The organism is Arundinibacter roseus (assembly GCF_004348825.1).
Taxonomy (GTDB): Bacteria; Bacteroidota; Bacteroidia; order Cytophagales; family Spirosomataceae; genus Arundinibacter; species Arundinibacter roseus.
This window is the reverse complement of the sequence record NZ_SMJU01000006.1, coordinates 152,466-178,145: the sequence shown is the minus strand read 5'-3', so window position 1 is coordinate 178,145 and position 25,680 is coordinate 152,466. Positions and strand designations below refer to the sequence as shown.

Annotated in this window: 16 protein-coding genes and 1 riboswitch; of the genes, 6 read left to right on the top strand and 10 right to left on the bottom strand. The window is 46.2% G+C overall.

Annotation, left to right across the window (positions count from 1 at the left end; genetic code table 11):
- The first annotated feature begins 2 nt into the window (after positions 1-2).
- From EZE20_RS10740 to EZE20_RS10730, 3 genes are read left to right on the top strand one after another with little or no spacing between them, the layout of a single operon-like run.
- Positions 3-1,007 carry a 4-hydroxyproline epimerase gene (locus EZE20_RS10740; protein ID WP_132117780.1) on the top strand — a complete coding sequence of 335 codons (1,005 nt, stop codon included), beginning with the start codon at positions 3-5 and terminating at the stop codon, positions 1,005-1,007.
- Positions 1,008-1,051: 44 nt separating this feature from the next.
- On the top strand, positions 1,052-3,016 hold the full coding sequence (locus tag EZE20_RS10735) for a glycoside hydrolase family 127 protein (RefSeq protein WP_132117399.1): 1,965 nt from the start codon (positions 1,052-1,054) through the stop codon (positions 3,014-3,016).
- Positions 3,013-4,257, top strand: coding sequence for an NAD(P)/FAD-dependent oxidoreductase (locus tag EZE20_RS10730; protein ID WP_132117397.1), 1,245 nt, complete (start codon positions 3,013-3,015; stop codon positions 4,255-4,257). Before EZE20_RS10735 ends, EZE20_RS10730 begins: the two co-directional genes overlap by 4 nt.
- 11 nt (positions 4,258-4,268) lie before the next feature.
- On the opposite strand, the gene EZE20_RS10725 is transcribed toward EZE20_RS10730, so the two are convergent.
- The 7 genes from EZE20_RS10725 to EZE20_RS10695 form a co-directional block, all read right to left on the bottom strand.
- Entirely contained in the window at positions 4,269-5,030 is a 762-nt protein-coding gene (locus EZE20_RS10725) for a methyltransferase family protein (protein WP_132117395.1), read from the bottom strand.
- Between the two features lie 222 nt (positions 5,031-5,252).
- The gene (locus EZE20_RS10720; RefSeq protein WP_132117393.1) at positions 5,253-8,354 is read right to left on the bottom strand and encodes an efflux RND transporter permease subunit; all 3,102 of its coding nucleotides are present in this window, start codon (positions 8,352-8,354) and stop codon (positions 5,253-5,255) included.
- 36 nt (positions 8,355-8,390) lie between these two features.
- A complete protein-coding gene (locus tag EZE20_RS10715; RefSeq protein WP_132117391.1) occupies positions 8,391-9,515 on the bottom strand; it encodes an efflux RND transporter periplasmic adaptor subunit in 1,125 nt (374 codons plus the stop codon).
- Positions 9,516-9,684: 169 nt separating this feature from the next.
- Complete coding sequence (locus tag EZE20_RS10710; RefSeq protein WP_132117389.1) at positions 9,685-11,121, bottom strand: SusD/RagB family nutrient-binding outer membrane lipoprotein; 1,437 nt, start codon at positions 11,119-11,121, stop codon at positions 9,685-9,687.
- A 28-nt stretch (positions 11,122-11,149) separates the two neighbouring features.
- Positions 11,150-14,305, bottom strand: a complete 3,156-nt coding sequence (locus tag EZE20_RS10705) for a SusC/RagA family TonB-linked outer membrane protein (RefSeq protein WP_132117387.1) — start codon at positions 14,303-14,305, stop codon at positions 11,150-11,152.
- Positions 14,306-14,554: 249 nt separating this feature from the next.
- Entirely contained in the window at positions 14,555-15,955 is a 1,401-nt protein-coding gene (locus EZE20_RS10700) for a RagB/SusD family nutrient uptake outer membrane protein (RefSeq protein ID WP_132117385.1), read from the bottom strand.
- A gap of 45 nt (positions 15,956-16,000) precedes the next feature.
- Positions 16,001-18,991, bottom strand: coding sequence for a SusC/RagA family TonB-linked outer membrane protein (locus EZE20_RS10695; RefSeq protein ID WP_132117383.1), 2,991 nt, complete (start codon positions 18,989-18,991; stop codon positions 16,001-16,003).
- Positions 18,992-19,141: 150 nt separating this feature from the next.
- Between EZE20_RS10695 and EZE20_RS10690 the strand changes: the two genes are divergently transcribed.
- Positions 19,142-20,455 (top strand): amidohydrolase, encoded by a 1,314-nt coding sequence (locus EZE20_RS10690; protein ID WP_132117381.1) that lies wholly within the window; start codon positions 19,142-19,144, stop codon positions 20,453-20,455.
- A 41-nt stretch (positions 20,456-20,496) separates the two neighbouring features.
- Here EZE20_RS10690 and EZE20_RS10685 read toward each other — a convergent pair whose 3' ends face one another.
- Genes EZE20_RS10685 through EZE20_RS10675 form a run of 3 tightly spaced genes read right to left on the bottom strand, consistent with a single transcriptional unit; the run spans position 20,497 to position 22,629 of the window.
- On the bottom strand, positions 20,497-21,297 hold the full coding sequence (locus EZE20_RS10685) for an SDR family oxidoreductase (protein WP_132117379.1): 801 nt from the start codon (positions 21,295-21,297) through the stop codon (positions 20,497-20,499).
- A 16-nt stretch (positions 21,298-21,313) separates the two neighbouring features.
- Positions 21,314-22,255 carry a S66 peptidase family protein gene (locus tag EZE20_RS10680; RefSeq protein WP_132117377.1) on the bottom strand — a complete coding sequence of 314 codons (942 nt, stop codon included), beginning with the start codon at positions 22,253-22,255 and terminating at the stop codon, positions 21,314-21,316.
- 47 nt (positions 22,256-22,302) lie between these two features.
- Positions 22,303-22,629, bottom strand: coding sequence for a DUF721 domain-containing protein (locus EZE20_RS10675; protein WP_132117375.1), 327 nt, complete (start codon positions 22,627-22,629; stop codon positions 22,303-22,305).
- A gap of 223 nt (positions 22,630-22,852) precedes the next feature.
- A riboswitch (SAM riboswitch) is annotated at positions 22,853-22,966 on the top strand.
- A 233-nt stretch (positions 22,967-23,199) separates the two neighbouring features.
- Between EZE20_RS10675 and EZE20_RS10670 the strand changes: the two genes are divergently transcribed.
- The gene (locus EZE20_RS10670; protein WP_132117373.1) at positions 23,200-24,501 is read left to right on the top strand and encodes an O-acetylhomoserine aminocarboxypropyltransferase/cysteine synthase family protein; all 1,302 of its coding nucleotides are present in this window, start codon (positions 23,200-23,202) and stop codon (positions 24,499-24,501) included.
- Between the two features lie 83 nt (positions 24,502-24,584).
- Positions 24,585-25,628, top strand: a complete 1,044-nt coding sequence (locus EZE20_RS10665) for a homoserine O-acetyltransferase family protein (RefSeq protein ID WP_132117371.1) — start codon at positions 24,585-24,587, stop codon at positions 25,626-25,628.
- The last annotated feature ends 52 nt before the right edge of the window (positions 25,629-25,680 follow it).

The following is a 25,680-nucleotide window of genomic DNA, read 5'->3' as shown; positions in this document are numbered from 1 at the left end:
CCATGGCTGATCAGCATTTCTTTTGCATCGATGCCCATACGTGCGGCAATCCGGTGCGGGTAGTAACGGGCGGTTCCATTCCGCAGTTGAGCGGAGCTACCATGAGCGAAAAGCGTCTGCACTTCATGCGTGAGTATGACTGGATCAGGCAGGGACTAATGTACGAGCCTCGCGGCCACGACATGATGTCGGGGAGTATTTTGTACCCACCGACCGATCCTGCCAATGACATGGGGATTCTGTTTATCGAAACGTCCGGCTGTTTGCCTATGTGCGGCCACGGAACTATTGGTACCGTAACGGTAGCTATTGAACAAGGCCTTATTACCCCAAAAACCCCTGGCAAACTGTCCCTGGAAGTTCCCGCCGGAGTCATTACGGCTGAATATACGCAAGTGGGGAAAAAAGTGAAGTCAGTAAAAATCACGAATATCAAATCGTACCTGGCGGCTGAAAATATTTCGGTCGAATGCCCGGATCTGGGCATTCTTACCGTTGATGTTGCCTACGGCGGAAATTTTTATGCGATTGTGGACCCGCAAACCAATTTTCCAGGGTTGCAGCATTTCAAGGCCGAACAGCTCATTGCCTGGTCCAGGAGTATGCGCCAACGACTCAACGAAACGCACACGTTTGTGCATCCCGAAAATCCGTCGATTCAGGGCCTGAGCCATATTTTGTGGACAGGCGAACCGCTCGATACCACTTCCACCGCCCGAAATGCCGTTTTTTATGGCGACAAAGCAATTGATCGTTCGCCTTGCGGGACGGGAACTTCGGCGCGCATGGCGCAGTGGCACGCACAGGGAAAACTTACACCAACGGATACCTTCATTCATGAAAGTATTATCGGGTCAAAATTTATTGGAAGAATCGAACAGGAAACCACCCTAAATGGTCAACTGGCCATCATTCCATCGATTGAAGGCTGGGCGATTATTCATGGCTACAATCATTTGATTTTTGATGAAGAAGATCCGTATGTCCATGGATTTCAGGTAATATAGCGTACCCGAATCCTTTTCTTAAAATACTGACTATTCCTGACCCTATGAAAAAGCTATTTGTTCTGACTAGTGCATTTTTCCTGACTTTTCAAATTCAGGCACAACAGGTAAAGCGGCATTTTGAACCCGTCAATTTTTCCAAAGTCAACATTACCGATGCTTTCTGGAAACCAAAAATGGAAAAAGTAGCCACGGCTACATTACAGGCCTGCATTTTCCAAACGGAAGAAAAAACCGGCCGTATCCGCAATTTTGAAAAAACAGCACGAAAACAGGGCGAAAAACATGAGGGTATTTATTACGACGACTCGGACGTGTATAAGGCGCTGGAAGCAATTGCCTATTCCCTGAAAAACAAACCGGATGCTGCGCTGGAAAAAAAAGCGGATGATTGGATCGACAAGATTGCCGCAGCACAGGAACCCGACGGTTACCTGAGTACCTACTATTCGCTGACGGATCTGAGTAAGCGCTGGACCGACATGGGTATGCACGAAGCCTACATGGGCGGGCACTTAATTGAAGCAGGCGTTGCTTATTTTGACGCTACCGGTAAACGAAAATTGCTGGATGTAGCTACCAAATGGGCCAACCATTTTGATTCCCTTTTTGGGCCAAACAAGCGGCATTGGGTCACGGGGCATCAGGAGTTGGAACTGGCGCTAATAAAATTGTATCGCATCACGCAGGATAAAAAATACGTAACTCTGGCGCATTGGCTGCTGGAAGAGCGCGGCCACGGCCACGGCAAAGGTTATATTTGGGACGATTGGAAAGACCCCGCCTACGCTCAGGATTTTGTGCCGGTTAAAGATCAGAAAGAAATAACCGGTCATGCGGTGCGGGCGATGTATTTGTACACGGGAGCCGCCGACGTAGCCGCCCTGACGGGCGATCAGGCCTATATGAATGCAATGAAAACCGTGTGGCAGGACGTTGTATTTAGAAATATGTACATCACCGGCGGCATTGGTGCTTCGGGTAGAAACGAAGGCTTTGGGCTGGATTACGATCTGCCGAATGAGCAGGCTTACTGCGAAACCTGCGCTTCTGTCGGAATGGTATTCTGGAATCAGCGGATGAATCTCCTGACGGGCGAAAGTCAGTACGTAGATGTGCTGGAACGGAGCCTGTACAATGGTGCTTTGGACGGATTATCGCTCAGCGGCGATCATTTCTTTTATGGAAATCCGCTGGCTTCACAAGGCACGCATGAGCGGCGCGAGTGGTTTGGAACGGCCTGTTGTCCGTCCAATATTGCCCGATTGGTGGCATCTTTGGGCGACTATATCTACGGAAATTCTGACGAGGCCATTTGGGTCAATCTTTTTGTTGAAAGCGAAACTAATCTACCGTTGACCGCTGGTGCAGTAAACCTTCGTCAAAAGACGGCCTATCCCTGGGAGGGTGCTGTCGAACTGTCGGTTTCACCTGAAAAACAGCAAAAATTTGCACTTCATCTGCGCATTCCGGGCTGGGCCGAGAACTCCGCGGCACCGGGTAATCTCTATGATTTTACTGCCGAACCTACCCAAAAAGTGACTGTACTTGTGAATGGTAATTCCGTTGCCTTTGATCGTAAATCGGGATATGCAGTCATTGAGCGAACCTGGAAAAAGGGCGATGTGGTTACCTTTACGCTTCCAATGGAGGTTCGTACGGTAAAATCGCGACCTGAACTTACCTACAATCAGCAACGCGTAGCGATTCAGCGCGGGCCACTAGTCTATTGTGTAGAAGGCGTAGACAATGGGGGGCAAGCCTGGAACTTCATTATGGCACCCAATCCGAAGTTTACAATTAATTCATTTATGGTTGATCAAGAGCCAGTTATGAATATAAAATCTGATGCCATTCGTTTTCGGGCAAGTAATGATGGAACAGAAGTTGTTTCAGAAAAAGCTACGATTACGGCGATTCCGTATTATAGCTGGTGCAACCGTGGCAAAACCCCTATGCAGGTGTGGTTGCCAACCAAAGTCACAGATTTAAAAATCAACAACAAATGAAAAGCGTAGGAATTATTGGTGGGGGAGTAAGTGGTTTGTTTTCGGCCTATTATCTGGCTAAGGAAAATGTAGAGGTAACAATTCTAGAAGAAGGGAATTTTGAGGATGGGTGTTCCTTTGGCAATGCAGGCATGATAGTGCCGAGCCATATTATTCCATTGGCGCAACCGGGAATGATTGCGAAGGGCCTGCGTTGGATGCTTCGCTCTGATAGCCCTTTTTACGTTAAACCTCGTTTGAGTGGGTCCTTGGTCAAGTGGGGATACCTTTTCTGGAAACACTCTACCGAGCAGCACGTACGCTATTCCATTCCGGTACTTCGGGACATTAGTTTATTGAGTAAAAGGTTGTTTCAGGAACTTGCCATGGAACACGAAGTGGCTTTTGGGTGGAAAGAAAAAGGTTTACTCATGTTGTTTAAAGATGCCCACGCCCTGCCCGAAATGAAAGAAGAAGCACATTTGGCGCAACAGGCCGGGTTGGAAGCTCAGCTTCTTTCTGGTAATGAAGTGCAGGCACTCGAACCCAACGTCCGGGTTGATGTAGCCGGCGGTTTGTACTATCCGGGAGATGCTCATATTTATCCCAATCAATTGGTCAGGAATTTATTGGCAGTCCTTAAAGCCAAAGGAGTCAGGATATTGGAAAATGTTGCGGTACAGGATTTTGATATACAGAATAAAAAAGTGCAGGCCGTCGACACGTCGAATGGGAGGTATTGTTTTGACGAAGTGGTAGTGGCTGCCGGGGCGTGGTCAGCAGATTTGACCCAAAAGCTTGGCATTAGTTTACCCTTACAAGGCGGCAAAGGGTATAGTTTCATGGCAAAACCAGAGTCGCAAAGCATTCAGATTCCATCAATTTTGCTGGAAGCCCGGGCCACGGCAACGCCTATGGGAGGAGGACTGCGGTTTGCCGGCACGCTCGAAATCGCCGGAACCGATACGTCTGTCAACATGAACCGGGTACGTGGGATTCACTCCTCTATTCAAAACTACTATCCCGAGTTATCAATCCCATTTCCGGAGAAAGAATCTGTTTGGCGGGGGCTTCGGCCTTGCTCACCCGATGGTTTGCCGTATATCGGGCGGGTAAAGCACCTGTCAAATCTGACGCTCGCCACGGGGCACGGCATGATGGGTGTAAGCCTGGGACCTGCTACGGGAAAATTGGTATCTGAGATTGTTTCCGGAAAAAAAAGGAGCATGGATATTGCCCCTTTTAATCCCGATAGATTTTAGTGGCAGGAAAACTACCGGCCATCCCCGGAAAGTACCGTGGTGTTATTTTTCAATACCTTTAAAATAAGGTAAAGGATTCCGCTTGCTACACCCAAAATGGCCCAATGCTGGTTTCTGAACGCAACATCGCCAAAAAGAATATACTCGCCTGTCACATCAAAGAGCAGGAAAAGCAGGAAAATAGCAGCAAATCCGTTTTTCTCCTGACGCAATACTTTCTTTAAACTGAATTCTAAATTCGGGTTTTTCCATTGACTCAAATAAGGAATAATTGCCGGAGTACGGGCTGCCCATGTGCGGAACGCATCGCCAAATTTGCCCTCAATAAACCGCTCTTCGGTATACATAATCCGCTCGTAGTACATCCAGTACATCAACACAAAAGCTACAATAAACCAGGTATTTTGGGTAAGCATAGCTACGCCCAGCCACATAAAAAAATTGCCAACATACAGCGGATGCCGTACTACTGAATAAATCCCGGAAGTATTGAGCGTATCTGCAACCTGCGTTTCGGTATTGCGACCGGAGGTGTTTTTGGGCGTAAAGCCTACCGTCAGAATACGGATTACCTGACCAAAGAGGGCTACCGCAAGACAGAGAAATTGATAGGTATCTGATGAGTAGGGCGTTGAAGAAGGTGAAACCCGACTATGTTCCCAAACCATGTAAGCGTAAACGGCCAATCCCAGGACCAGTATAATAAGTGGTAGAATTCCCCGGTATTTGAAAAGCCAGTTTCCCTGCTTATCAAACTCTTTAATCAATTCCATTAGTTGTATTTTTAGTGTCAGACAAAAGGCAAAATTAACACCTTTGGTTTATTATGAGGTACACATGAAAGATAATCCTTGAAAATTTAACAGGCCCGCAAGTTCTCTTCTTTGTTAAAATCAATTTTTGGTGCTTTTCAAGATAATTTATCCTATTTCAAAAAACCAAAAACGGACAGGCACCACTGCCTGTCCGTTTGTTTTGAATCTGTGTTAAACTAATTAAGCTTCGACCATTGCAGGTTCGTGTGGTTCTTCTACGGGTGGTGCCACGTATTTACGAGACATGTAGGAATAAACCGCCGGAATGACGTAGAGCGTCAGAACGGTCGAAAACAGCATGCCGCCAACTACCGCAATACCCATAGAAACCCGGCTTTCAGAGCCAGCACCAAGTGCTAATGCAATGGGTAAAATACCAAGAATCGTACAAAGGCTAGTCATCAAAATGGGCCGGAAACGCGAAACTGCGGCGTCAATTGCGGCGTCTTTTTTATTGAAACCTTCTTCCTTGCGCTGATTGGCAAATTCCACGATCAAAATCCCGTTTTTAGTCACCAAACCCACAAGAACGATAATCCCGATTTGGCTAAAAATATTCATCGTCTGACCAAAATCCCACAAGGATAGTAAGGCCCCGCAAACCGCAAGTGGTACGGTAAGCAGGATGATAATTGGGTCAATAAAACTTTCAAACTGAGCGGCCAAAATCAGAAAAATTAGTACCAGGGAAAGTACAAAAGCAAACAAAAGGCTATTGGAGCTTTCACGAAATTCACGGGAGTTTCCATCAAGAGCCGTGGTAAAAGTATCGTCGAGTACTTCTTTCCCAATTTGTTCGATTTCGCTGATGCCTTCTCCCAACGTTACTCCTTTGGCGGTATTGGCCGAAATCGTAGCTGAAATATAGCGATTGAAACGAAGTAGCTGCGGCGGAGTGCTTTGCTCGGTAAGTTTCACAAGGTTATCCAGCTGAACCATTTCACCAGTACTGCTTTTCAAATACAACGATTTCAAATCCGTCAGGTCATTGCGGTCGGTTCGTTCGATTTGGCCGATGACCTGATACTGCTTGCCATCCTGAATAAAATAGCCAAAGCGACGGCCACTTAGCCCGAGTTGTAGTGTTTGTCCTACGTCCTGAATCGAGACCCCCAGGCTTTGCGCTTTTTCACGATCAATTTCTACCCGAATTTCCGGTTTAGTAAATTTCAGGTTAGCATCTACACCTTCCAGTTTGGAACTTGCCTGCGCTTTTTCCAAAACCTTGGGTAAAAATTCTTTCAGCTTATCAAAGTTTTGAGCCTGAATCACATACTGAATAGGCTGACCTCTCGACCGTCCGGCATTAATGGTTTGATCCTGAGAAACAATTGTACGTGCGCCAGTAAATTGTTTCAGCTTAATTGTTAAATCGTCCACAATTTCCTGTTGCGACCGTGTCCGCTGATCAGGGGGTGTTAAGGTGACGCGCGTAAAACCGGAGTTGCTGGACGCTGAACCGAAGCCCGGAGATGTAATCGTCACTACCCCGGCGCGTTCGTTAGGTTCGAGATAGTCGTATACAAACTGCCCCACTTGATCCATATACGCCTGCATATATTCAAAAGTAGCGCCTTCCTGAGCTGTACTGTTTACTCGTAAATTACTTCGGTCTTCGAGAGGAGCAAGTTCAGAAGGAATCCGTTTGCCGGTCATGAGGTAAAATACAATACCAACAAAGCCAATCATCAACACCCATGCCACCCAACGAACACTCATGAATCCTTCAAGTGAAGATTTGTATCCATCGGTCAGCCATATAAAAAATGGTTCAGTTTTACGGTAAAGCCACGGCTGCCGGGCTCTGGTTTTTAGTAGCTTGGAACTGAGCATTGGGGTCAACGTAAGCGACACGAATGCCGAAATGATCACCGAACCAGCTACCACAATGCCGAATTCCCGGAATAGCCTTCCTGTAACTCCTTCAAGAAAAATTACGGGCAAAAATACCGCGGCCAATGTTATGGTTGTAGAAATAACAGCAAAGTAAATTTCACGGGCACCTGCAAAAGCAGCCTGAACGGGGCTCATGCCTTCTTCCACTTTTGCATAAATATTTTCAAGTACCACAATGGCATCATCCACCACAAGACCGATGGCCAGTACAATTCCTAAAAGCGTGAGTACGTTAATCGAAAAACCGAACAGGTACATGATAAAAAAGGTACCAATCAGCGAAATAGGAATTGCCGTAAGCGGGATGAGCGTGGAGCGCCAGTCGCGGAGAAAAACGAAAATGATCAGGGCTACCAGAATAAACGCAATCAGGATGGTTTCTTCTACTTCGGCAATAGAGGCCCGCACAAAACGAGTATAGTCTGTACCTAGTTCAACCTGAATATCCGCAGGCAAATCCTTTTTAATTTGTTCCAGACGAACGTTCAGATTGTCTACAATGGCAATGTGGTTCGCACCGGGTTGTGGAATTACGGCTACCGCTACCATCGGAATTCCGTCTCTTTTGAAGGAAGTCCGCTCGTTTTCGGAGGCTAATTCCGCAAAACCAACATCTTTGAACCGGACGATACGATTTGATTCTTCTTTAACAATCATGTTGTCAAAATCCTCCACGGTACGCAGGCGACCCAGCGTGCGAACGGTAAGTTCCATGTTTTGACCTTCGATGCTACCCGAAGGCAACTCTACATTCTGACGGGCCAAGGCCTGTGACACGTCAATGGAAGTGAGGCGATAGGCGGCTAATTTTGCCGGATCGATACGCAGGCGCATGGCATATTTTTGCTCGCCCCACATTTGTACGCTACTCACGCCCTCAATGGTTTGAAATTTTTCTTTAATCTGCCGCGTCACAATATCATTCAGATCCAACAACGGTCGGGTTTCGCTTTTTACGTTGATAAACCAGATCGGTGAGGCATCCGCATCGGCCTTGGCTACGTTTGGCGGATCTACATCAGGTGGGAGATTTCGCTGTGCACCTGAAACGCGGTCGCGTACATCGTTAGCGGCTGCTTCCATGTCAACCCCTAGATTAAACTCTACGGTAATGCTGCTTCGTCCGTCGCGGCTTGACGACGAAAGGGAGCGAATCCCGGCAATTCCGTTAATGGATTCTTCGAGTGGCTCGGTAATTTGAGATTCAATAATTTCGGCATTCGCCCCTGTATAGGTTGTACTAACCGTAACCACGGGAGGATCGACACTCGGAAATTCTCTGACGCCAAGGTACAGAAATCCAATGACGCCAAAAAGAATGATGACCAATGACATCACAATCGCGAGCACAGGCCTTTTAATACTTACATCCGATAAACTTGCCATACTTAAACCTGTAAAATGAATGTAAAATAAATTACTTTATTCAGTGGGTTTTGCCGCCACTTCAACTCCTGCACTGTTTCTAATGTTTCGTACATCAACTGGTCCGCCGGGTTTTACCTGTAAAATTCCGGTCGTGATCAGCGTATCGCCAACGGCGAGGCCCCCCATGATTTCCATGTCGGTAGCACCACGAAGGCCGACCTTCACCATTTGAGGAGTTGCCTTACCACCTTTTACCAAAAAAACTTTGTGCCCGTCCACCTCCGGAATCACGGCCTCGTTAGGTACCGTAATCGCCGTTCCTTTGCTACCGATAATGAGTTCAATGCGTGCAAAGGCGCCGGGTAGAAGCGCTCCATTTGGATTGGGGCTTGTGGCGCGCATTTGCAAGGTCCGGGTTTGAGGGTCTATTTTTGGATCTATTGCATACACTTTGCCAGTATGTTCAGCCGCTGAGCTTTCGGTCACATATTGTAAAATGCTCCCTACCTTGATTTTTTCAGAATATTTGGCAGGAACAGAAAATTCAACCTTGGCAGGATTGGTGTTTGTGAGAGTGCTGATGCGGGAAGCAGGAGTAATGTAGCTGCCTTCACTCACGTACCGTAATCCGAGTCTTCCTGAAAATGGAGCACGCACGGTGGTTTTGTCGAGCAGGGCTTTGATATTTTCAATATCAGCGTCAATCGTTTTTACCGACGTAAGGCTGATGTCATATTCGCGTTGGCTGATCGCCTCTTTATCCAATAACTGCCGCTGACGAAATTCGTTTTGTTCGGCGAGTTTTTTACTTAGTTCCAATTTTTTTAATTGCGCCTGAAGGTCATCGTCGTTGGTTTGGAACAGTACGGTTCCTTTCTGTACTACTTGTCCTTCTTTGAAGAAAAGCCTGGTAATTCTCCCGGAAACTTCACTTCTGATTTCGACTTCTTCATTGGCCAGAACGGTGCCGGTGGTTTTGACAATATCATTTAGATTTGTGGCTTCGATCACCATTACGGATACAACCGTTTTGCCGCCGGGTTTAGGGCCTGATGTTTCGGCAGAATTGCCCGGTTGGTCTTTGGATGCCAGATATTCTTTGATTCGGGGTGAAAATACAAGCCCTAAAATCACCAGAATGATCAGGGCGGTTAGTAAGCGTTTAGTAAGTTTGTTCATGAAAAAAGGAAAAGGAGAACTTGGTTTGATCTGGCAAATTTACGGCATTACTTGTTAGAACAAGCAGGTTTTTAAAGAAGTTTAAAAAGGTGAAAACCTACCCGAAAATTAAAAAAATCACCCGGAGTCTCCGGGTGATTTTTTTATGGATGAAAGTCTAATAAGACGATTACTTATCCCACCAAACTTTTCCGTCGAGGTCATCTTTTCCGCCTAATCCTTGCAGAGCGGCGTTGTAGTTTATACCATTCAGGTCACGCTCCGTAGTTGGGTAGCCCTGACGGGTTGGGATGATACCGCTAGGCGAAATAGTGCTTGCAGGAGGAGTCAGAACCGGGAACCCTGTCCGACGCCATTCGGCCCAAGCCTCGTAGCCATTCAGGAACAAAGCCACCCATTTCTGAGTAATGATTTGTTCGAGGCCTTTGGATGCATCAAATGCAACACCCGACTGAGCAATGTAATCCGCATGTACTGTACCTGAGTTTACGCCATATTGGTCAAACGAAGCTTTAATAGCCTCATTATAGAATGTTTCAGCATCACCCGAGATCCAGTTACGCAGAGCACCTTCGGCCAGCATGAACTGAGTTTGCGAGTAGGTCATCAGGTAGCCGGGTGACGTTTGACGACGCATAGCTATACCTAAAAAGGAAACCTGTCCGTTGGGGATCGCACCGGCAGCACCTTGTTCCAGTCCGTAAGGCATACCCACATACTCCTGTGTTAATACTGCTTTATCAGCAAAAATGGGCAAACGTGGATCGTTGTTAGCTTTAAGCAAGTCAACCATAGGCTTACTTACGTTAAAATCCAGACGGGTCTGAAAACGATCTTCCCAGGGATTATCGTTATTTTCATCAGCAAGGAAAGCAAACACCACGTTATCAGCATTGCTGGAAATAACACCATCTGCAAAGGCACTTGCAAATTCGGTTCTTGCTTTTGCAGGACTAACCTCCGAAAGACGCAAAGCCATGTTCAGACGAATGGTGTTGGCAAATTTCTTCCACAAATTCAAATTGCCTTTCAATAGCATGTCTCCGGCAATTGTACCAGATGTGATTTGGGCAGAAGCTTCTTTCAATTCGGTAAAAAGGCTATTGTAAATAGCTTCCTGAGAATCGTAAACAGGAGTAAAGTTCTCTCTTCCCAACAAAGCCTGAGAGTAGGGAATATCGCCCCAACGGTCAGTCATGTGCCAGTACATAAACGCTTTCAGGATACGTGCTACGGCAATTTGGTTGTTATTGGCGCCATTTTGAGCCGCTACAGCTTTGGTAGCTTCATCGGTATTGAGCTGAATAATCAGTTCAAGGTTAGCCAAAGGGCCTGAATAAAAACCATTGAAGCTAAACTGCGCTGTTCCATAGCGAGAGTTTTCAGTATAAAACTTCTCTGAAATCTGTTGTGAATACAGCGTTGGTTGTGAATCAGTGATTGGTCCGATCAATCCTTGCTGAGATGCAGTAAGCAGATTGGACGTTACGGGTACCGATGGACGGTTTGGGTCGATGTTCATGTCCCCAAAGTCACTCGGCTCGCACGCAACGAGCGCAGTAGCCATTAGAGCACCCATCAGGGAGATTTTTATATTCTTTTTCATAATAATTGTTCTTTTAAGAGAATGTTACTTAAAATCCAAGCTTAACGTTCACACCAAAAGTAGTAGTGCCGGGTAGCTGACCACCTTCCGACCATACGCCTTCGATTTCAGAAGGATCAATACCTTGCACAGGCTGAGAGATACGCCACAGGTTACGACCAACCAAAGCAACGTAAGCCGAACGAATTTTAGCTTTTTTCAACAGTGCGCTTGGCAATTGGTAGCCAATGCTCAATTCACGTAGTTTCGCATAGCTCGCATCATATAGCCAGGCTTCGTGCAAACGGAACAGTGACTTGTAATAGTTAATTGCTTCTACATAATTCTGGTTTGGGGTGCCATCTGCCAATACACCGTCAGCCCGAATACCGCCGCCATCAGCTACTGGATCACGCTGAGCAACCCCACGATCGTTGTCTCCAACTGTTGCTTCACCCAAACCTGAATAGGCATTAAACATCTGCGTTACAGAATAGATTTTACCACCTTTCTGGAAATCAATGCTGAAATTCATGGTGAAACCTTTGTAAGTCAAGGTGTTAATAACACCACCTGACCAATCGGGCAAATACGATCCCAGATTTACGTTATCGTCAAAAAGGAATGCACCGTTGGCACCGACAAGGCGGTTACCGTTTTCATCACGACGGAACGCACGGCCCACAAGCATACCGAAAGGCTCACCAACTTTGGCGTTTACCGTAGGTCCGAAAGCTACGCTTGATCCTGATACGTTTGAACCAGCTGAGTACACAGCAAAGTTTGGCAATACGTAGTTGTTCAATCCATCAGCAAGTTCAACTACTTCTGTACGAGCTCTTGCAAGGTTAAAGTTTACAGTCCAGTCAAAATCGTTCGCACGGACAGGTACAAAAGTGGCAGCTATTTCAATTCCTTTATTGGTGATTTCACCGGCGTTTACCATTGCCTGTGTATAGCCACTAGCTGCTGATACACTAAGTGGTAGAATCTGATCGGTATTTCTACGGCTATATACCGTAAAGTCCAGTCCTATACGGTTATCCAGGAATTTAACCTCAGCACCTAAATCGTATGACGTAGATAGCGTTGGTTTTAAAACTGAATTTGGTAATAGGTCAGGTAGATTTTGAGTAGGCAAAGAACCATAAGGGTTTCCAACCGCGTAAGTATTAAAGATTTGATAAGGACCAGTATCGCTACCAACTTGTGCCCAACCTGCCTTTAACTTACCAAATGACAGGATATTTTGTCCCTGCAAAAATTCACTGAATACAAAACTACCTGATACCGAAGGATAGAGGTATGAATTGTTGGCAGCGGGCAGGGTAGATGACCAGTCGTTACGCAACGATCCGTCCAGATAGATGAATCCTTTGTAGCCAATAGAAGCGGTACCATAGATACTGCGTACTTCTCTTTCAAAGGTTGAGTTATTAACATTTGGCCGATCTTTGGAAGCCGCAATGTTGTAAAAATCCGGAATGCTCAACCCACCGTTAGTACTTTGATTGACCACTTGCGAGGTATTGCGACGAATGTTTGCACCCAGGTTTGCATCAAAGCTGAATTCACCAAACGTTTTGTTGTAGGTACCCAAAAATTCGTAGTTGCGTTCGCGGTTTCTATTAAATCCGGTAAAGAAACCATCCTGATTCAACGTACCTGAGGCAATACGGAAATCGTAACGGCTTGTTACTACGTTGTCGCGTACCCAACCGGTAAGGGTAATGCCGGGAGCCACTTTATAGGCCAGGCTAATATCACCAAAAATACGATCGGAATTGCTGTGGAAAAGGTTTTCGTATACATCGGTGAAGGGGTTATCCCAGTACAAAGGCTTTGTATTTTCAGGGCCGTTGATGTTCCATGAATTATACGATCCGTCCGGATTTTTGTAATCGCGGAGAATATCCATGTCGATTTGGCGCTGAAACCATTGGTTAAAGCTACCCGTCAAACCTTGTCCGTATCCTTCAAGTGGACGTCCTGTTTGATCTTCGTTTACGACATTGATATTGGTTGAGAAAGTCAGTTTTTTAGATATTTCGTAACTGCCGCCCAGGTTAATGTACGTACGATCCTGCTTTGTATTTGGGATGATCAAATTACGGGAAAGGTTGGTAACAGATGCCCGGAAATTAGCTTTGTCGCTACCACCGCTGATCGAAACGTTGTTGTTGTACGTACGACCGGTATCGAAGAAATTCTTTACATTGTCAGGATTTGGGTTGAAAGGTGCCAACTGTCCGAACGCAGGATTTGATGGGAACCAGCTATAATACGGACGATACAGCGTTCCGTCCATTTTTGGACCCCAGCTTTCATCGGCAGAATAGTCGGGCAGGTTTTGGCCTTCGAACGCCTGCCATGCAGCAGGGTGAATCGCCGGATTGTATTCAAACTTGGCAAATTCCTGAGAGTAACCTCCACCGTATTCGTTCTGATAGTTGGGCAGGTTAGAAACTTTATCCAGGGTGATAGCTGAGTTGATATCTACCTGAATTCTGCCTTTTACTGATTTCTTTGAAGTTACCACAACTACACCCTCGGCAGCACGCTGTCCGTAGATCGCTGTTGCAGAGGCACCTTTAAGAACAGTAATAGTTTCGACATTGTCCATGTTAACCGCATCCAGATTGTCGATGGGTGTACCATCCACAATATACAGCGGGTTTGCATAGATCGACAGACCGTTTACACCCCGAATACGGATGTTGGCGCTACGGAAAGAAGAAGATGGTGCTCCCTGAATCTGTACACCGGCGATTTTACCGGCAAGAGAGTTCGCAAGGTTCGTTTCTTTGGAAAACGTCAGCTTGTCAGAGCCAATTTGCTGCAGGGCGTGGCCTACCGTTTTGCTGTCACGGGTACCGGCAATACCAACCACGATGGCTTCATTCAATTGCTGAACGTCCGATTGCAGTGTTACGTTGATGATTGTCTGATTTCCAACGGCGATTTCGGTGGATGTAAATCCAATGAAACTGAAAACCAATGTTGAAGTTGATGAAGCGGAGATTTGGTATTCACCATCTCCGTTAGTGGAGGTACCACGAGTAGTACCCTGAATCGAGATGTTCACACCCGGCAAGGCCGAGCCATCGTCAGCAGTGACCTTCCCGGTCACGATTTTGTCCTGCGCAAAAGTCTGTGTTCCCAAAAGAAACAGACCGCCCAGTAGTAGTCCTAGAAACTTCCTCATACGATTAGGTTATGTGATTATTATGAATTAATTAAAGTTGCAAATATACTTGTTTATGTTGTTGTAACAATCATGTAATACATTATTTCCAAAATAATATTTTGAGTTATATTCTTTTCGTAAAATATTATATTATATGTAGCTATTTAGTATATAAAAGTGACAGATATTGTTTTGTATATCTATAAAACGCAAAACGCTTCCAGTAACTCTGGAAGCGTTTTGCGTTTCTAACTAAATATGATTTTTCTAATATCCAGGGTTTTGGTTGATGTTTTTATTGGCGTCAAGCTCAACCTGAGGAATTGGAGCCTGCCGTCGTGAGTCCGTTAACTCAACTGTACGAGCTGCTGCGGGGAATTGCTCATTCCGGGTTATTGCCCGGCCCAGACGATTTAGGTCAGCAAAACGGTTTCCTTCAAAAGCCAGTTCTTTACGTCGTTCCGTGATTATGTCTTCAAGGAGTTCGGCACCTGTGGAGGTAAAGCCAAGAAACTCAGAGTCGCGCGTTTGGGCTACCTGATTCAGATAATTCAAAGCATTGGTTTCATCACCCGTGCGTGCATAGCTTTCGGCCAATTGGAGCAAAATCTCCGCATACCGCAACACCTTGGTGTCATCTTTATCATCCGCATTGGCAATGTTCTGATACTTGTTAACAATATTCACGCTTTCGCCAGCACGGGTTCCGGGAATAATTACTGATTTCCGGATGTCGGTATCAGCATAGAGACCAAACAAATCGTCTGCAACCAACGCATCTCCATAGCCTGCCTGCGCATACATATTCACGAGTGCATCAAAACCAGCGTTGTTTGTTCCGTCCGAAGCTACCTCAAAAATGGTTTCAACTTTGTTCGCAACCGGAGCTGGATTGCGATAGTACGCTCCGTAATCTGCGGCCGGTACCAGTTTATAGCCTCCTTCGTTTACCACGGCCAGGCTTTCCTGAATGGCTTTTGGATAATCTCCCATGTAAAAATACACTTTGGATAGAAGCGCTTTTGCTACATACTTCGTGAAATACGATGAATTTTTGGAAGTATTGGTCATCAATCCGAATGCCTGATTCAAGTCAGAGATTATTTGGGCATACACTTCCTGTACAGAATTGCGCGCCGGTTTCAGTAAAGGATCAAATTCGAGTACAATCGGAACGCCGGGAGCGTTTGCATCTACTGTGTAGGGTTTAGCAAAAGCCCGTACCAGTTCAAAATACATGAGAGCCCGGGCAGTAAGTGCCTCTCCACGGAACTGATCTGATTCGGTAGATTGAGCTACGGTAGAGTTAATGATATTATTAGCTCTCAGAATGACTACATAGCCAGCGTTCCACGTACCCGTCACGTCACCATTTTGGGAATTGATGGAATAGTTGAACTGTGCCAGATACCGACCCGAATTTTGTACGGAAAGGTACACGTTGTCGGCCATTAAATCATTTGACAAAGGCAGCGTGCGGCCATATAGCCCAATGTTTCGCATACCTGAGTACATCCCGTTGGCAGCTACGCCCATGTCAGCAGCCGTAGAGATTGCAGTGGCCGCGGGTAGGGCGTCGTAGGGACTTAATTCCAGAAAAGAATCTTTGCAGGAGCCCAGCGAAAGAAGGGCTGCAAGACTAACTGAGGCAATTAATTTATGTTTCATATACTATTTCTTCAAAATTAAAGGATAACTCAACTACTCAGAAAATCAAAATCCAAGGTTTAGTCCAAATGTTAATGACTTAGGAATGAACACACCAAGGTTTTCCTGACTGTTTACACCAACCTCGGGATCGAATGTAACTTCCTTGTCGAAGGTGTAGGTCCAGAGGTTCAAACCACGGGCAAAGAAACTTACTTTGTCCATTTTGATACGTGAGGTTATTACCTTAGGCAGTTCATAGGAGAGCGTCAATGTACGCAGACGCAGGTAATCACCATCATAAATAAAGCGGCTTGAATATTCCTGCGATAGAGTCGTATTGTTGTAGGTATACTTTGGAACGTTCGTAATGTCGCCCGGTTGCTGCCAACGTTCCAGCATTTTTCGTGATTTGTTGAATCCGGGGTTCCAGCCATCACTTTCGGTGTAACGAGCCCAAATGCTATTGATTGAGTTTCCGAACACGTAGTTCAGCTGCGCATCAAGGGTAATGCCTTTAAATGAAAGCACGTTAGAGAATCCACCAAAAGCGTCGGGCGTTGCCCTACCAATAATTACACGCTCCGCCTGATTGTAGTTAGAAGTTTTTTCAGTTCTTGCCGCATCTCTCCACCACTGTGGCGCACCTGTCTGAGGATCTACTCCTGCCCAGTCGCGCGCATAGAAGCTTGTGAAGTTTTCGCCAACCCGACGAATAAACACGCCGTCGATATATTCATCCTGTCCGTCGGCGAGGTTCAATATCTTGTTCTTGTTGAACGCAATATTGAAGTTGATATCCCATTTGAATTCTCCTTCAAACGGAACCGCATTGACCGTAAATTCCCATCCACGGTTTTCCATCGCACCTACGTTATCAAGAATGGAAGAAAAACCAGATGTCCGTGACAAAGGAACCTGCAACAATAGACGGTCGGTTTTACGTACGTAATAGTCAATAACAAACGATAGACGGTTATTGAAAATACCAAAATCCAGTCCTACGTCAAATGGTTTGTTCTGCTCCCAGGTTAAGTTGTTGTTACCAATTCCTGAGGGTACGCTACCGGGCTGACGATTGTAGTTGGCGCCGTAGCCATAGGTTGCCTGCCACTCGTAGTTGTTGATGCCGGCATTTCCGTTTACACCGTAGGATGTACGTAGTTTGGCGGCAGTGATGATATTATTGTCTTTCAGAAAAGCTTCTTCATCCAGGTTCCAGGCAGCACCTACGGACCAGAAATTACCATAGCGATTATTTGATCCAAATCGGGAAGAACCATCGCGACGGAAACTACCACTTACTGAATAGCGATCTTTGTAATTGAAAGCCGCGCTGCTTAGGATGGAGTTAAATGCGTAATCACTCCCAAAAGCGGATGCCGTCACGGGCGTTGCGGCTACGTTTGGCAAGTATAAAGCCGTAGTAGGTGGAAATCCATCGCCACGGGCAGAGATACCATAAGTTGTTGATTTTTGTGATTCGTATCCTAGTTTTAAATCCAGGTACATGTCTTTCGCTTCGTTGAAGTCCAGACGATAGTCCAGGATATTAGTCCAGTTCCAGTTGAACAATCGGGTATAATAGGTAAATGAACGTCCGTTGGAGTTACGACCATCACCAAAAAACGGGTTGTCGTAAGTAAGTTCTTCCAGATTATTGGCATCGATACCCAGTTTGGTGCTAAACGTCAGGTTGTTCATGATCCGGTAATCGGCGCCAATGTTTGCCAAACCGCGGAGTGAAGCAAACTCGCGCTTATTGTATTCAACTAACGCAACAGGGTTGTAAATGCTTGGGAAATCAGCGAGTGAAAAGTTGGCTCTTCCCTCAGCATCGTACGCAGGACGGGTAGGCAACAGAAAGAACGAAGATAAAATTGGGTTTGCAAAAGCACCACCCGTACTTGGGGCATTGGCTTCTGTATGTCCAACATTTAAGCCGACCTTGAAAGATAACTTCTTGGTAGCGTTATGACTTACGTTCAGGTTTCCGGTTAAACGGCTGAATTCAGAGCCAATTACAGGAGCCATTTGCTGATAGTAGCCACCTGAAACAAAAAACTGAGTTTTGTTATCGCCGCCTGAGGCCGAAATGTTGTACTGTTGCTGAGTCCCTTTGCGGGTAACTTCGTCGTACCAGTCGGTAGAAGCGCCAGAGTTAGCTCCCAAAGAATTAAGAACCGAAGTAATGTTGGCTTCAGTACGACCGATATTGACCAGACCCTCGCGGGTAAGTTCCAGATATTCATCCCGGCTCAACGGGCGAGCCTGATCGCTAAGAGCGATGTCCGTAGTACCAGTTTCCATATCAAAACGGAATTTGGTTTTTCCCGAACGACCTTTCTTGGTAGTAATCAGAATAACGCCATTACCACCTCTTGACCCATAGATAGAAGCCGAAGCGGCATCTTTCAATACGGTAATCGATTCGATATCCGTTGGGTTTAGGCCCGCAAGTGTATTGGCCGAGGTAGTAAGCCGTGAAGCATCACCAGCGTTGATGGGTACACCGTCAACTACGTACAAAGGTTGTGAGCTTGCGTTGATTGAGCCAATTCCGCGAATACGAACCTGCTGATTGGCGCCCGGCTGACCCGAGGAAGAAATTGACTGTAAACCAGCCACTTTTCCCTGCAACGCCTGATCTACCGAAGGAAGGGGGGTGTTTTCAATCTGTTCGCTCGAAACTTGCGTCTGCGAACCTGTAATACTCTTTTTAGATTGAGTACCATAGCCCACGACAACTGCCTCCTGAAGCTGACGCACGTCAGGCGTTAGGCTTACGTTTACTGTGTTGCTGTTGCCAACGGTTTCTTCTTTGGCGCCAAAGCCCACAAAGCTGAAAACAAGCACCTCGTTAGTAGCAGTGCTGATACGGTAGGTGCCACTTGCGTCCGTGGTAGTTCCACGGGTCGAGTTTTTGACCTGCACGCTAACTCCGGGCAAGGTTGAACCAGATTCGTCGGTAACGGTCCCGCTTACCATTTTCTCCTGAGCAATTGCCATTCCGACAAATAGCCAGGTTCCAATGAGTGAAAGTAATAGTTTCCTCATGTTTAGTTGGTTTTAGTTGATTGATTGGTTTTTCTAATTGTAAACGAACGATTACTTATTTGACCGCAATATTAATAAAATTTGTTTTAGCAATTAATTAATTGACAGCTATATTGTGTTGTTTTTTTCAAATTTTACAAAATTTCCTCTATGAAAAATGTATCCTTTTCAGTACTTTTTGCGAACTTTTTATTCGTTGTCACAGCTTCTGCCCAAACCTCGATTCCTGAGATCATTGACAAACGTTCAAATGACCTGGAAAACAAGGTAATCGACTGGCGTCGTGATTTTCACCAACATCCCGAACTCGGGAATCGGGAATTTAGAACTGCCAAAATCATTGAAAATCATTTGAAATCTCTTGGTATTGAGGTGATTACGGGCGTGGCGCATACGGGTGTTGTCGGGGTTTTGAAAGGTGCCAAGCCCGGACCCGTTGTCGCTTTACGGGCCGATATGGACGGACTGCCTGTAACTGAGCGAGTTGACATACCATTTAAATCAACGGTAACGACTGAGTATAACGGCCAGAAAACCGGAGTCATGCATGCTTGTGGGCACGATACACATGTATCCATCTTACTCGCTGTTGCAGAGGTCTTGGCGGGGATTCAGAAGGATTTGAATGGTACCGTTAAGTTTATTTTTCAGCCCGCCGAAGAAGGTGCACCTGACGGAGAAGAGGGGGGAGCCAAGCTGATGGTGAAAGAAAATGTGCTGAAAAATCCGGATGTTGATGTCATTTTTGGACTCCATATCAATTCACAAACCGAAGTAGGTAGTATTAAATACCGGCCCGGTGCTACAATGGCTGCGGTGGATTGGTTGTCAATTGATGTGAAAGGCAAGCAAACTCATGGGGCAGCACCCTGGTCGGGCGTAGATCCGATTGTTACTTCTGCTCAAATCATCACCGGTCTGCAAACTATCGTGAGTCGCAATCTGGAACTTACAACGGCTCCGGCGGTCATCACAATTGGAGCAATTCATGGCGGAATTCGACAGAATATTATCCCGGAAGAAGTAAAAATGATTGGTACGATTCGGACTTTGGACGAGGCGATGCACCAAAAAGTACATACCCGAATCCGGGAAGTTGCCACAAACATTGCCGAGAGCGCAGGCGCAACCGCTGATGTAAAGATTGATGTGCTGTATCCGATTACTTATAACGACCCAACGTTGACCGAAGAGATGATTCCGACGCTGCGTGAACTCGCAGGTGTTGATAAAGTAGTGTTGACTCCGGCACAAACGGGTGCCGAGGATTTTTCATTTTTTCAGGAAAAAGTCCCCGGTTTTTTCTTTTTTCTGGGGGGAATGCCCAAAGGGAAAAAACCGTCCGAAGCCGCACCTCATCACACACCCGATTTCTATATTGATGAAAGCGGGATGCTTTTGGGCGTAAAAGCACTAAGCCGCCTGACGGTCGATTACATGGAAAAACACCCTGTAAAAAAATAAGAACAGGAAAATAGTTAGGGCCGGATGAGCGGCCCTAACTACTACTTAGGCGTATTTTTACGAACCATTTTGAAAAGTAACGACGGCCAGAATCTCCGAAGAAAAACGGCCGCCATTTCGGTGGTTCCACCAATAAAGGTTTCTTTTTTATCCTTCGCCGCAGCCGCCAAAATCTTTTTGGCGCACTCGTCCGCCGGCATTCCTTTGGCCTGATTGGCATCCATTTGGCCAAACTTCTCGCCTTTTTCGGTGATGGCATTCACCGATACGTTGGTTCGGATATATCCCGGACAAACGACATTTACCCGAATGTTATCGTCAAATACTTCGGAGCGCAGGGAGTCATAGAAACCGTGCAAAGCATGTTTGGCAGCGTTATAGCCTGAGCGTAGCGGAGTACCCACTTTTCCGGCTACGCTGCTGATCACAATAAACTGCCCGCTTTTTTGCTGAATCATTCCGGGCAATACAGCTTTGGTCAGGGCTACGGTGCTAAAAAAATCCACGTCCATCAATCGTTTATAAACATCAAGCGGGGTGTCGCTAACCCGTGAGCGCTGACTGATTCCGGCATTGTGTACGACACAGTCGAGCCTGCCAAAATGGGCCAAAACCTGTGAAGTTTTTGATTCGGCAATAGAGAAATCTGTGACATCGTAAGGCAATACAAGTACCGCATCAGCGGCAAGATTTGTAAGTTTTTTCACGCGTTCAAGTTCATCCTGCCTTCGGGCACTCAACACTAATTTTGCACCTTGAAGCGCAAGTTCAAGAGCCAATGCCTCGCCAATGCCTGAGGAAGCGCCCGTAATCCAAACTACTTTATTGGTAAAATACGTCATGCAAAAAATGTCTGGTTTAGAAGAGAATCGGTTTGGGAATTAGAGAATAGTCGAGTCGAACTTCGCCCGGCAAAACCGCCAACGAAGCGGTGAGCCCGATGGGCAACGCCCGGTTGTCAGCAACGTGTCCGGTTGGAAAATCATAACAGATCGGATAGTTGTAATTACTTGTGTGTTCCTGTATGATTTCGTAGGCTTCTTTTCCAAAAACAGGCTCAGGATTATCCCGCACATCGCTAAACTGACCGACGAGCAATCCGCTCAGGTTTTCTAGTTGCCCGGCCCGTTTTAGCTGAATCATCATGCGGTCAATGGAGTAGAGGTATTCGTTAATATCTTCAATAAACAGAATTTTTCCAGCCATATCAACCTCCCAAACCGAACCCGTCAGATGCGCAAGCAAGCAAAGATTTCCACCAACCACCGGACCAAAACCTTCTCCCAAACGGTTGAAGGCATGAGCGGGAAGTACATAGGAAATTGGCTCGCCAAACAAAGCTTTTCGCAAACTTTCCAAAGCGATTTCACCATTTTCTTTGGCAAAAAGTTTGACCATTGGCCCGTGTATTGAAGCATAGCCAATGGTATAAAAATGAGCAAGAAGCGCAGTCAAATCACTAAAACCTACCAGCCATTTGGGCGATTGGCGAAAGGCCGAAAAATCAAGTTGATCCATCATGCGGGAGCAGCCGTAGCCACCACGAACGGCCAGAATGGCTTTTATTTCGGGATTATCAAGCATGCTTTGCAGGTCTTGCCGGCGAAGTTCATCGGTTCCCGAAAACTGGTAGAATTGACTTTTTAAGGTAGCACCTTCTACCACATTTAATTTCCAGTCTTCCCGCAAAATTCGGAGCCCTTCCAAACAGTCCTCGTAGTCAATTTTGCTAGCCGGTGCCAGCACACCCACGGTATCACCTGCTTTTAAGAAGGGAGGAGCAATCAAAGATTTTGACATAAAAATGTATTCAGGACGCAAATCGCTGTTGTTGAGAGAATGAACCATTAAATAAATACCACCTCCTCGATCAGGTCTGTTTGCATTTCGCGGTTAATCAGTTCGATTATTTTCTTTTGGGCATGCACCAGCTCACTGCGTAGAGGAGCCGATTCTATTTGCAGATAAAGGACGCGATCCCGCACGTATACCTTCTGAGTTCGGGAAGCAATCGTGTGCCCCATGATGTTGGCCCAATGCGCCGAAAGGTAGGTTTCATCAAACCTGTTTTTGATTTTGTAGGAGTTAAACATCTGCTCAATAGCTTCTTTGAGCGGAGTTATGCCAGGTTTGCGGGATGCTTTTGCTTTGTCAAATTTGTAATACTGAGCCATTGGATTTTTTGCTTTACACAAATATACAGAATATGTGTTTGGATAAATAACCTTGCCACCGGCCAACATCAGTTCTTTTTAGGGTCAAAAAAACAAGCTGATGGGAAATGTCCCAAATTAGGTCGGAAACCATTTCCTAAAAAAATAGAATCAGTATTTGCAATTCCATGGAATGGGCCTTAATATTGCGTCATCAAGTCAATTGCTTCTCGTTTCAGCGGTTGATTTATAAAGAAGAGGCTAGAGAATGGGCTCATAGAACCTCTGGCAACCTATCCCAAGCGCAACCGGGACAAGGTGCTAACTCCCACCTAAATCAATTTAGGAAATATAAACTCAAACGCGCATGAAAAAAAAGAACTCATCATCCGTTTTCGGAGCTGTCGCTGTCAGCCCACTCGTTCAGTACCGTTCATTTTCGGCTCCTGCCAATTGCTTTGGCCTTTGGTGCCGAATGTGCAGGTAATCTGATCTTTCCCGAAACTGTGTGCACGAAGCCCGGTTTTGTGTCGTCGGATGATTCCATTTAGTATTCCAATTTACACTCTTACCCTATTTAACTCAACTACCATGTCACAAGAAACGTTACGTTTTGAAACCCTGCAGCTGCATGCAGGTCAGGAAGTCGACCCGGTCACCAAGTCACGGGCGGTACCTATCTACCAAACAACTTCCTACACTTTTAATGATTCGGAGCATGGCGCAAATCTATTTGCGCTGAAAGAATTCGGAAATATCTATACCCGAATCATGAATCCTACGAATGATGTTTTTGAAAAGCGTGTAGCTGCTCTTGAAGGTGGAGTGGCTGCTTTGGCCACGGCTTCGGGCCACGCCGCTCAGTTTCTGGCTATCAACAATATCACAACCGTTGGTGATAACTTTGTAACTACTTCTTTTCTGTATGGCGGTAGCTACAATCAATTCAAGAATTCGTTCAAGAATATTGGCGTTGAGGCGCGCTTTGCGGACGGGGACGATGTGTCGAGTTTTGAAAAATTGATTGATGATCGCACCAAGGCCATATACCTCGAAACCATCGGAAACCCAAGTTTTAGCGTTCCCGATTTTGAGGCGTTTGCCGAGTTGGCCAAAAAGCATGATTTGCCCATTATCGTGGATAATACTTTTGGTGCCGGTGGAGCAATTTGCCAGCCCATCAAATGGGGCGCTCATATCGTGGTGGAGTCTGCTACCAAATGGATTGGTGGACATGGAACCACGATGGGAGGGGTTATCGTTGATGCCGGTACTTTTGATTGGGGCAATGGAAAATATCCACAGTTCACGGAGCCTTCTCCAAGTTACCATGGGCTGGTACTGAATGATGTTTTTGGTGTGAATGGACCTTTCGGAAATATTCAGTTCATCATTCGCGCTCGTGTAGAAGGCCTGCGTGACTGGGGCCCGAGCCAAAGTCCGTTTAACTCTTTTATGCTCATTCAGGGCCTAGAAACCCTGACCCTGCGGGTAGAGAGAGCGTGCGAAAATGCCCTTGCGCTGGCGCAGTGGCTCGAACAGCACCCGGCCGTTGAGTTTGTTAACTATTTGGGTCTGGATTCAAGCCCATATAAGGGAAAAGCCGAAAAGTATCTGACAAGAGGATACGGTGCCGTTCTTTCCTTTAAACTAAAAGCAGGAAAAGAAGCCGCCGATCAAGTGGTAAATTCACTCCAAATGGTGAGCCACCTGGCCAATGTTGGAGATTCAAAAACGCTTATTATACATCCGGCAAGCACCACGCACTCGCAGCTGTCTGCCGCTGAACAGGAGTCTGCCGGTGTAATTGCCGGACAGCTTCGTGTGTCTGTGGGCATCGAACATATTGATGATATTAAAGGAGATTTTGAGCAGGCCTTTGCCCAACTCTAAACCGCTCTGATAGGTTTGTCACGACTCCGGCAGTGGCCGGAGTCATCTATTTTTAGTATTTACTTCCAAGTGCCAGGGCACGTATGCAACCCGAAAAAAAAATATTTAAATATCCATATACGTATTCCCTTGAATCAGGTCGGGAATTACCCGGCTTTGAATTGGCGTATACAACCTTCGGAACACGCTCCGCTGACGACGATAACATTGTGTGGGTGTGTCACGCCCTGACCGGAAGCGCCAATGCTGCCGAATGGTGGGATGGGCTTGTCGGGTCAGGCATGTATTTTGATCCTGCCCGTCATTTCATTGTTTGTGCCAACGTCCTAGGGTCGGCCTATGGCTCTACGGGGCCACTGTCCATAAATCCTTTGACGCAGGAACCGTACTATCATGATTTTCCGGTATTGACGGTTCGGGATGTGGTCGGTGCGCTTGATTTGCTTCGGCAGGAGCTTGAAATTACCAAAATCAGCATTTGCCTGGGCGGCTCACTCGGCGGACAGCAGGCGCTGGAATGGGCGATTCAGGAACCGGATCTTTTTGAAGAGTTGATTCTGATTGCTTCCAATGCCGTACATTCTTCCTGGGGCATTGCCTTTAATGAATCTCAACGCATGGCGATTGCGGCTGATGCTTCCTGGAAACAGTCGAATCCGGAGGCGGGGATCATGGGTATGCGTGCGGCTCGTTCGATTGCGCTGCTATCGTACCGGAACTATGACACCTACAATTTTACCCAGGCCCGTGATAATCCTGATCAGACGGATGAGTTCCGGGCGTCATCGTATCAGCAGTATCAGGGAGACAAGTTCATGAAACGTTTCAACGCGTATTCGTACTGGATTTTATCCAAAGTCATGGATTCACACAATGTAGGTCGAAACCGTGGCGGCATTGTGCATACGCTCAATCAGGTCAAAGCCCGAACGCTGGTGTTGGGAATAAAATCCGACATGCTTTTTCCGGTTGTTGAGCAGCAGTTTCAGGCCCGACATATTCCAGTGGCTGATTATCAGGAAATTGACTCGCTTTATGGTCACGATGGTTTTTTGATTGAATACAAGCAATTATCACAAGTGATCCGCGCCTGGCAGGAAAACAAGGGGAAGTTACAACCCGCCTGAATGGTTGCGTCGGATAATTATTTCGGATTTAATTTTATTGGAAATTAATGTA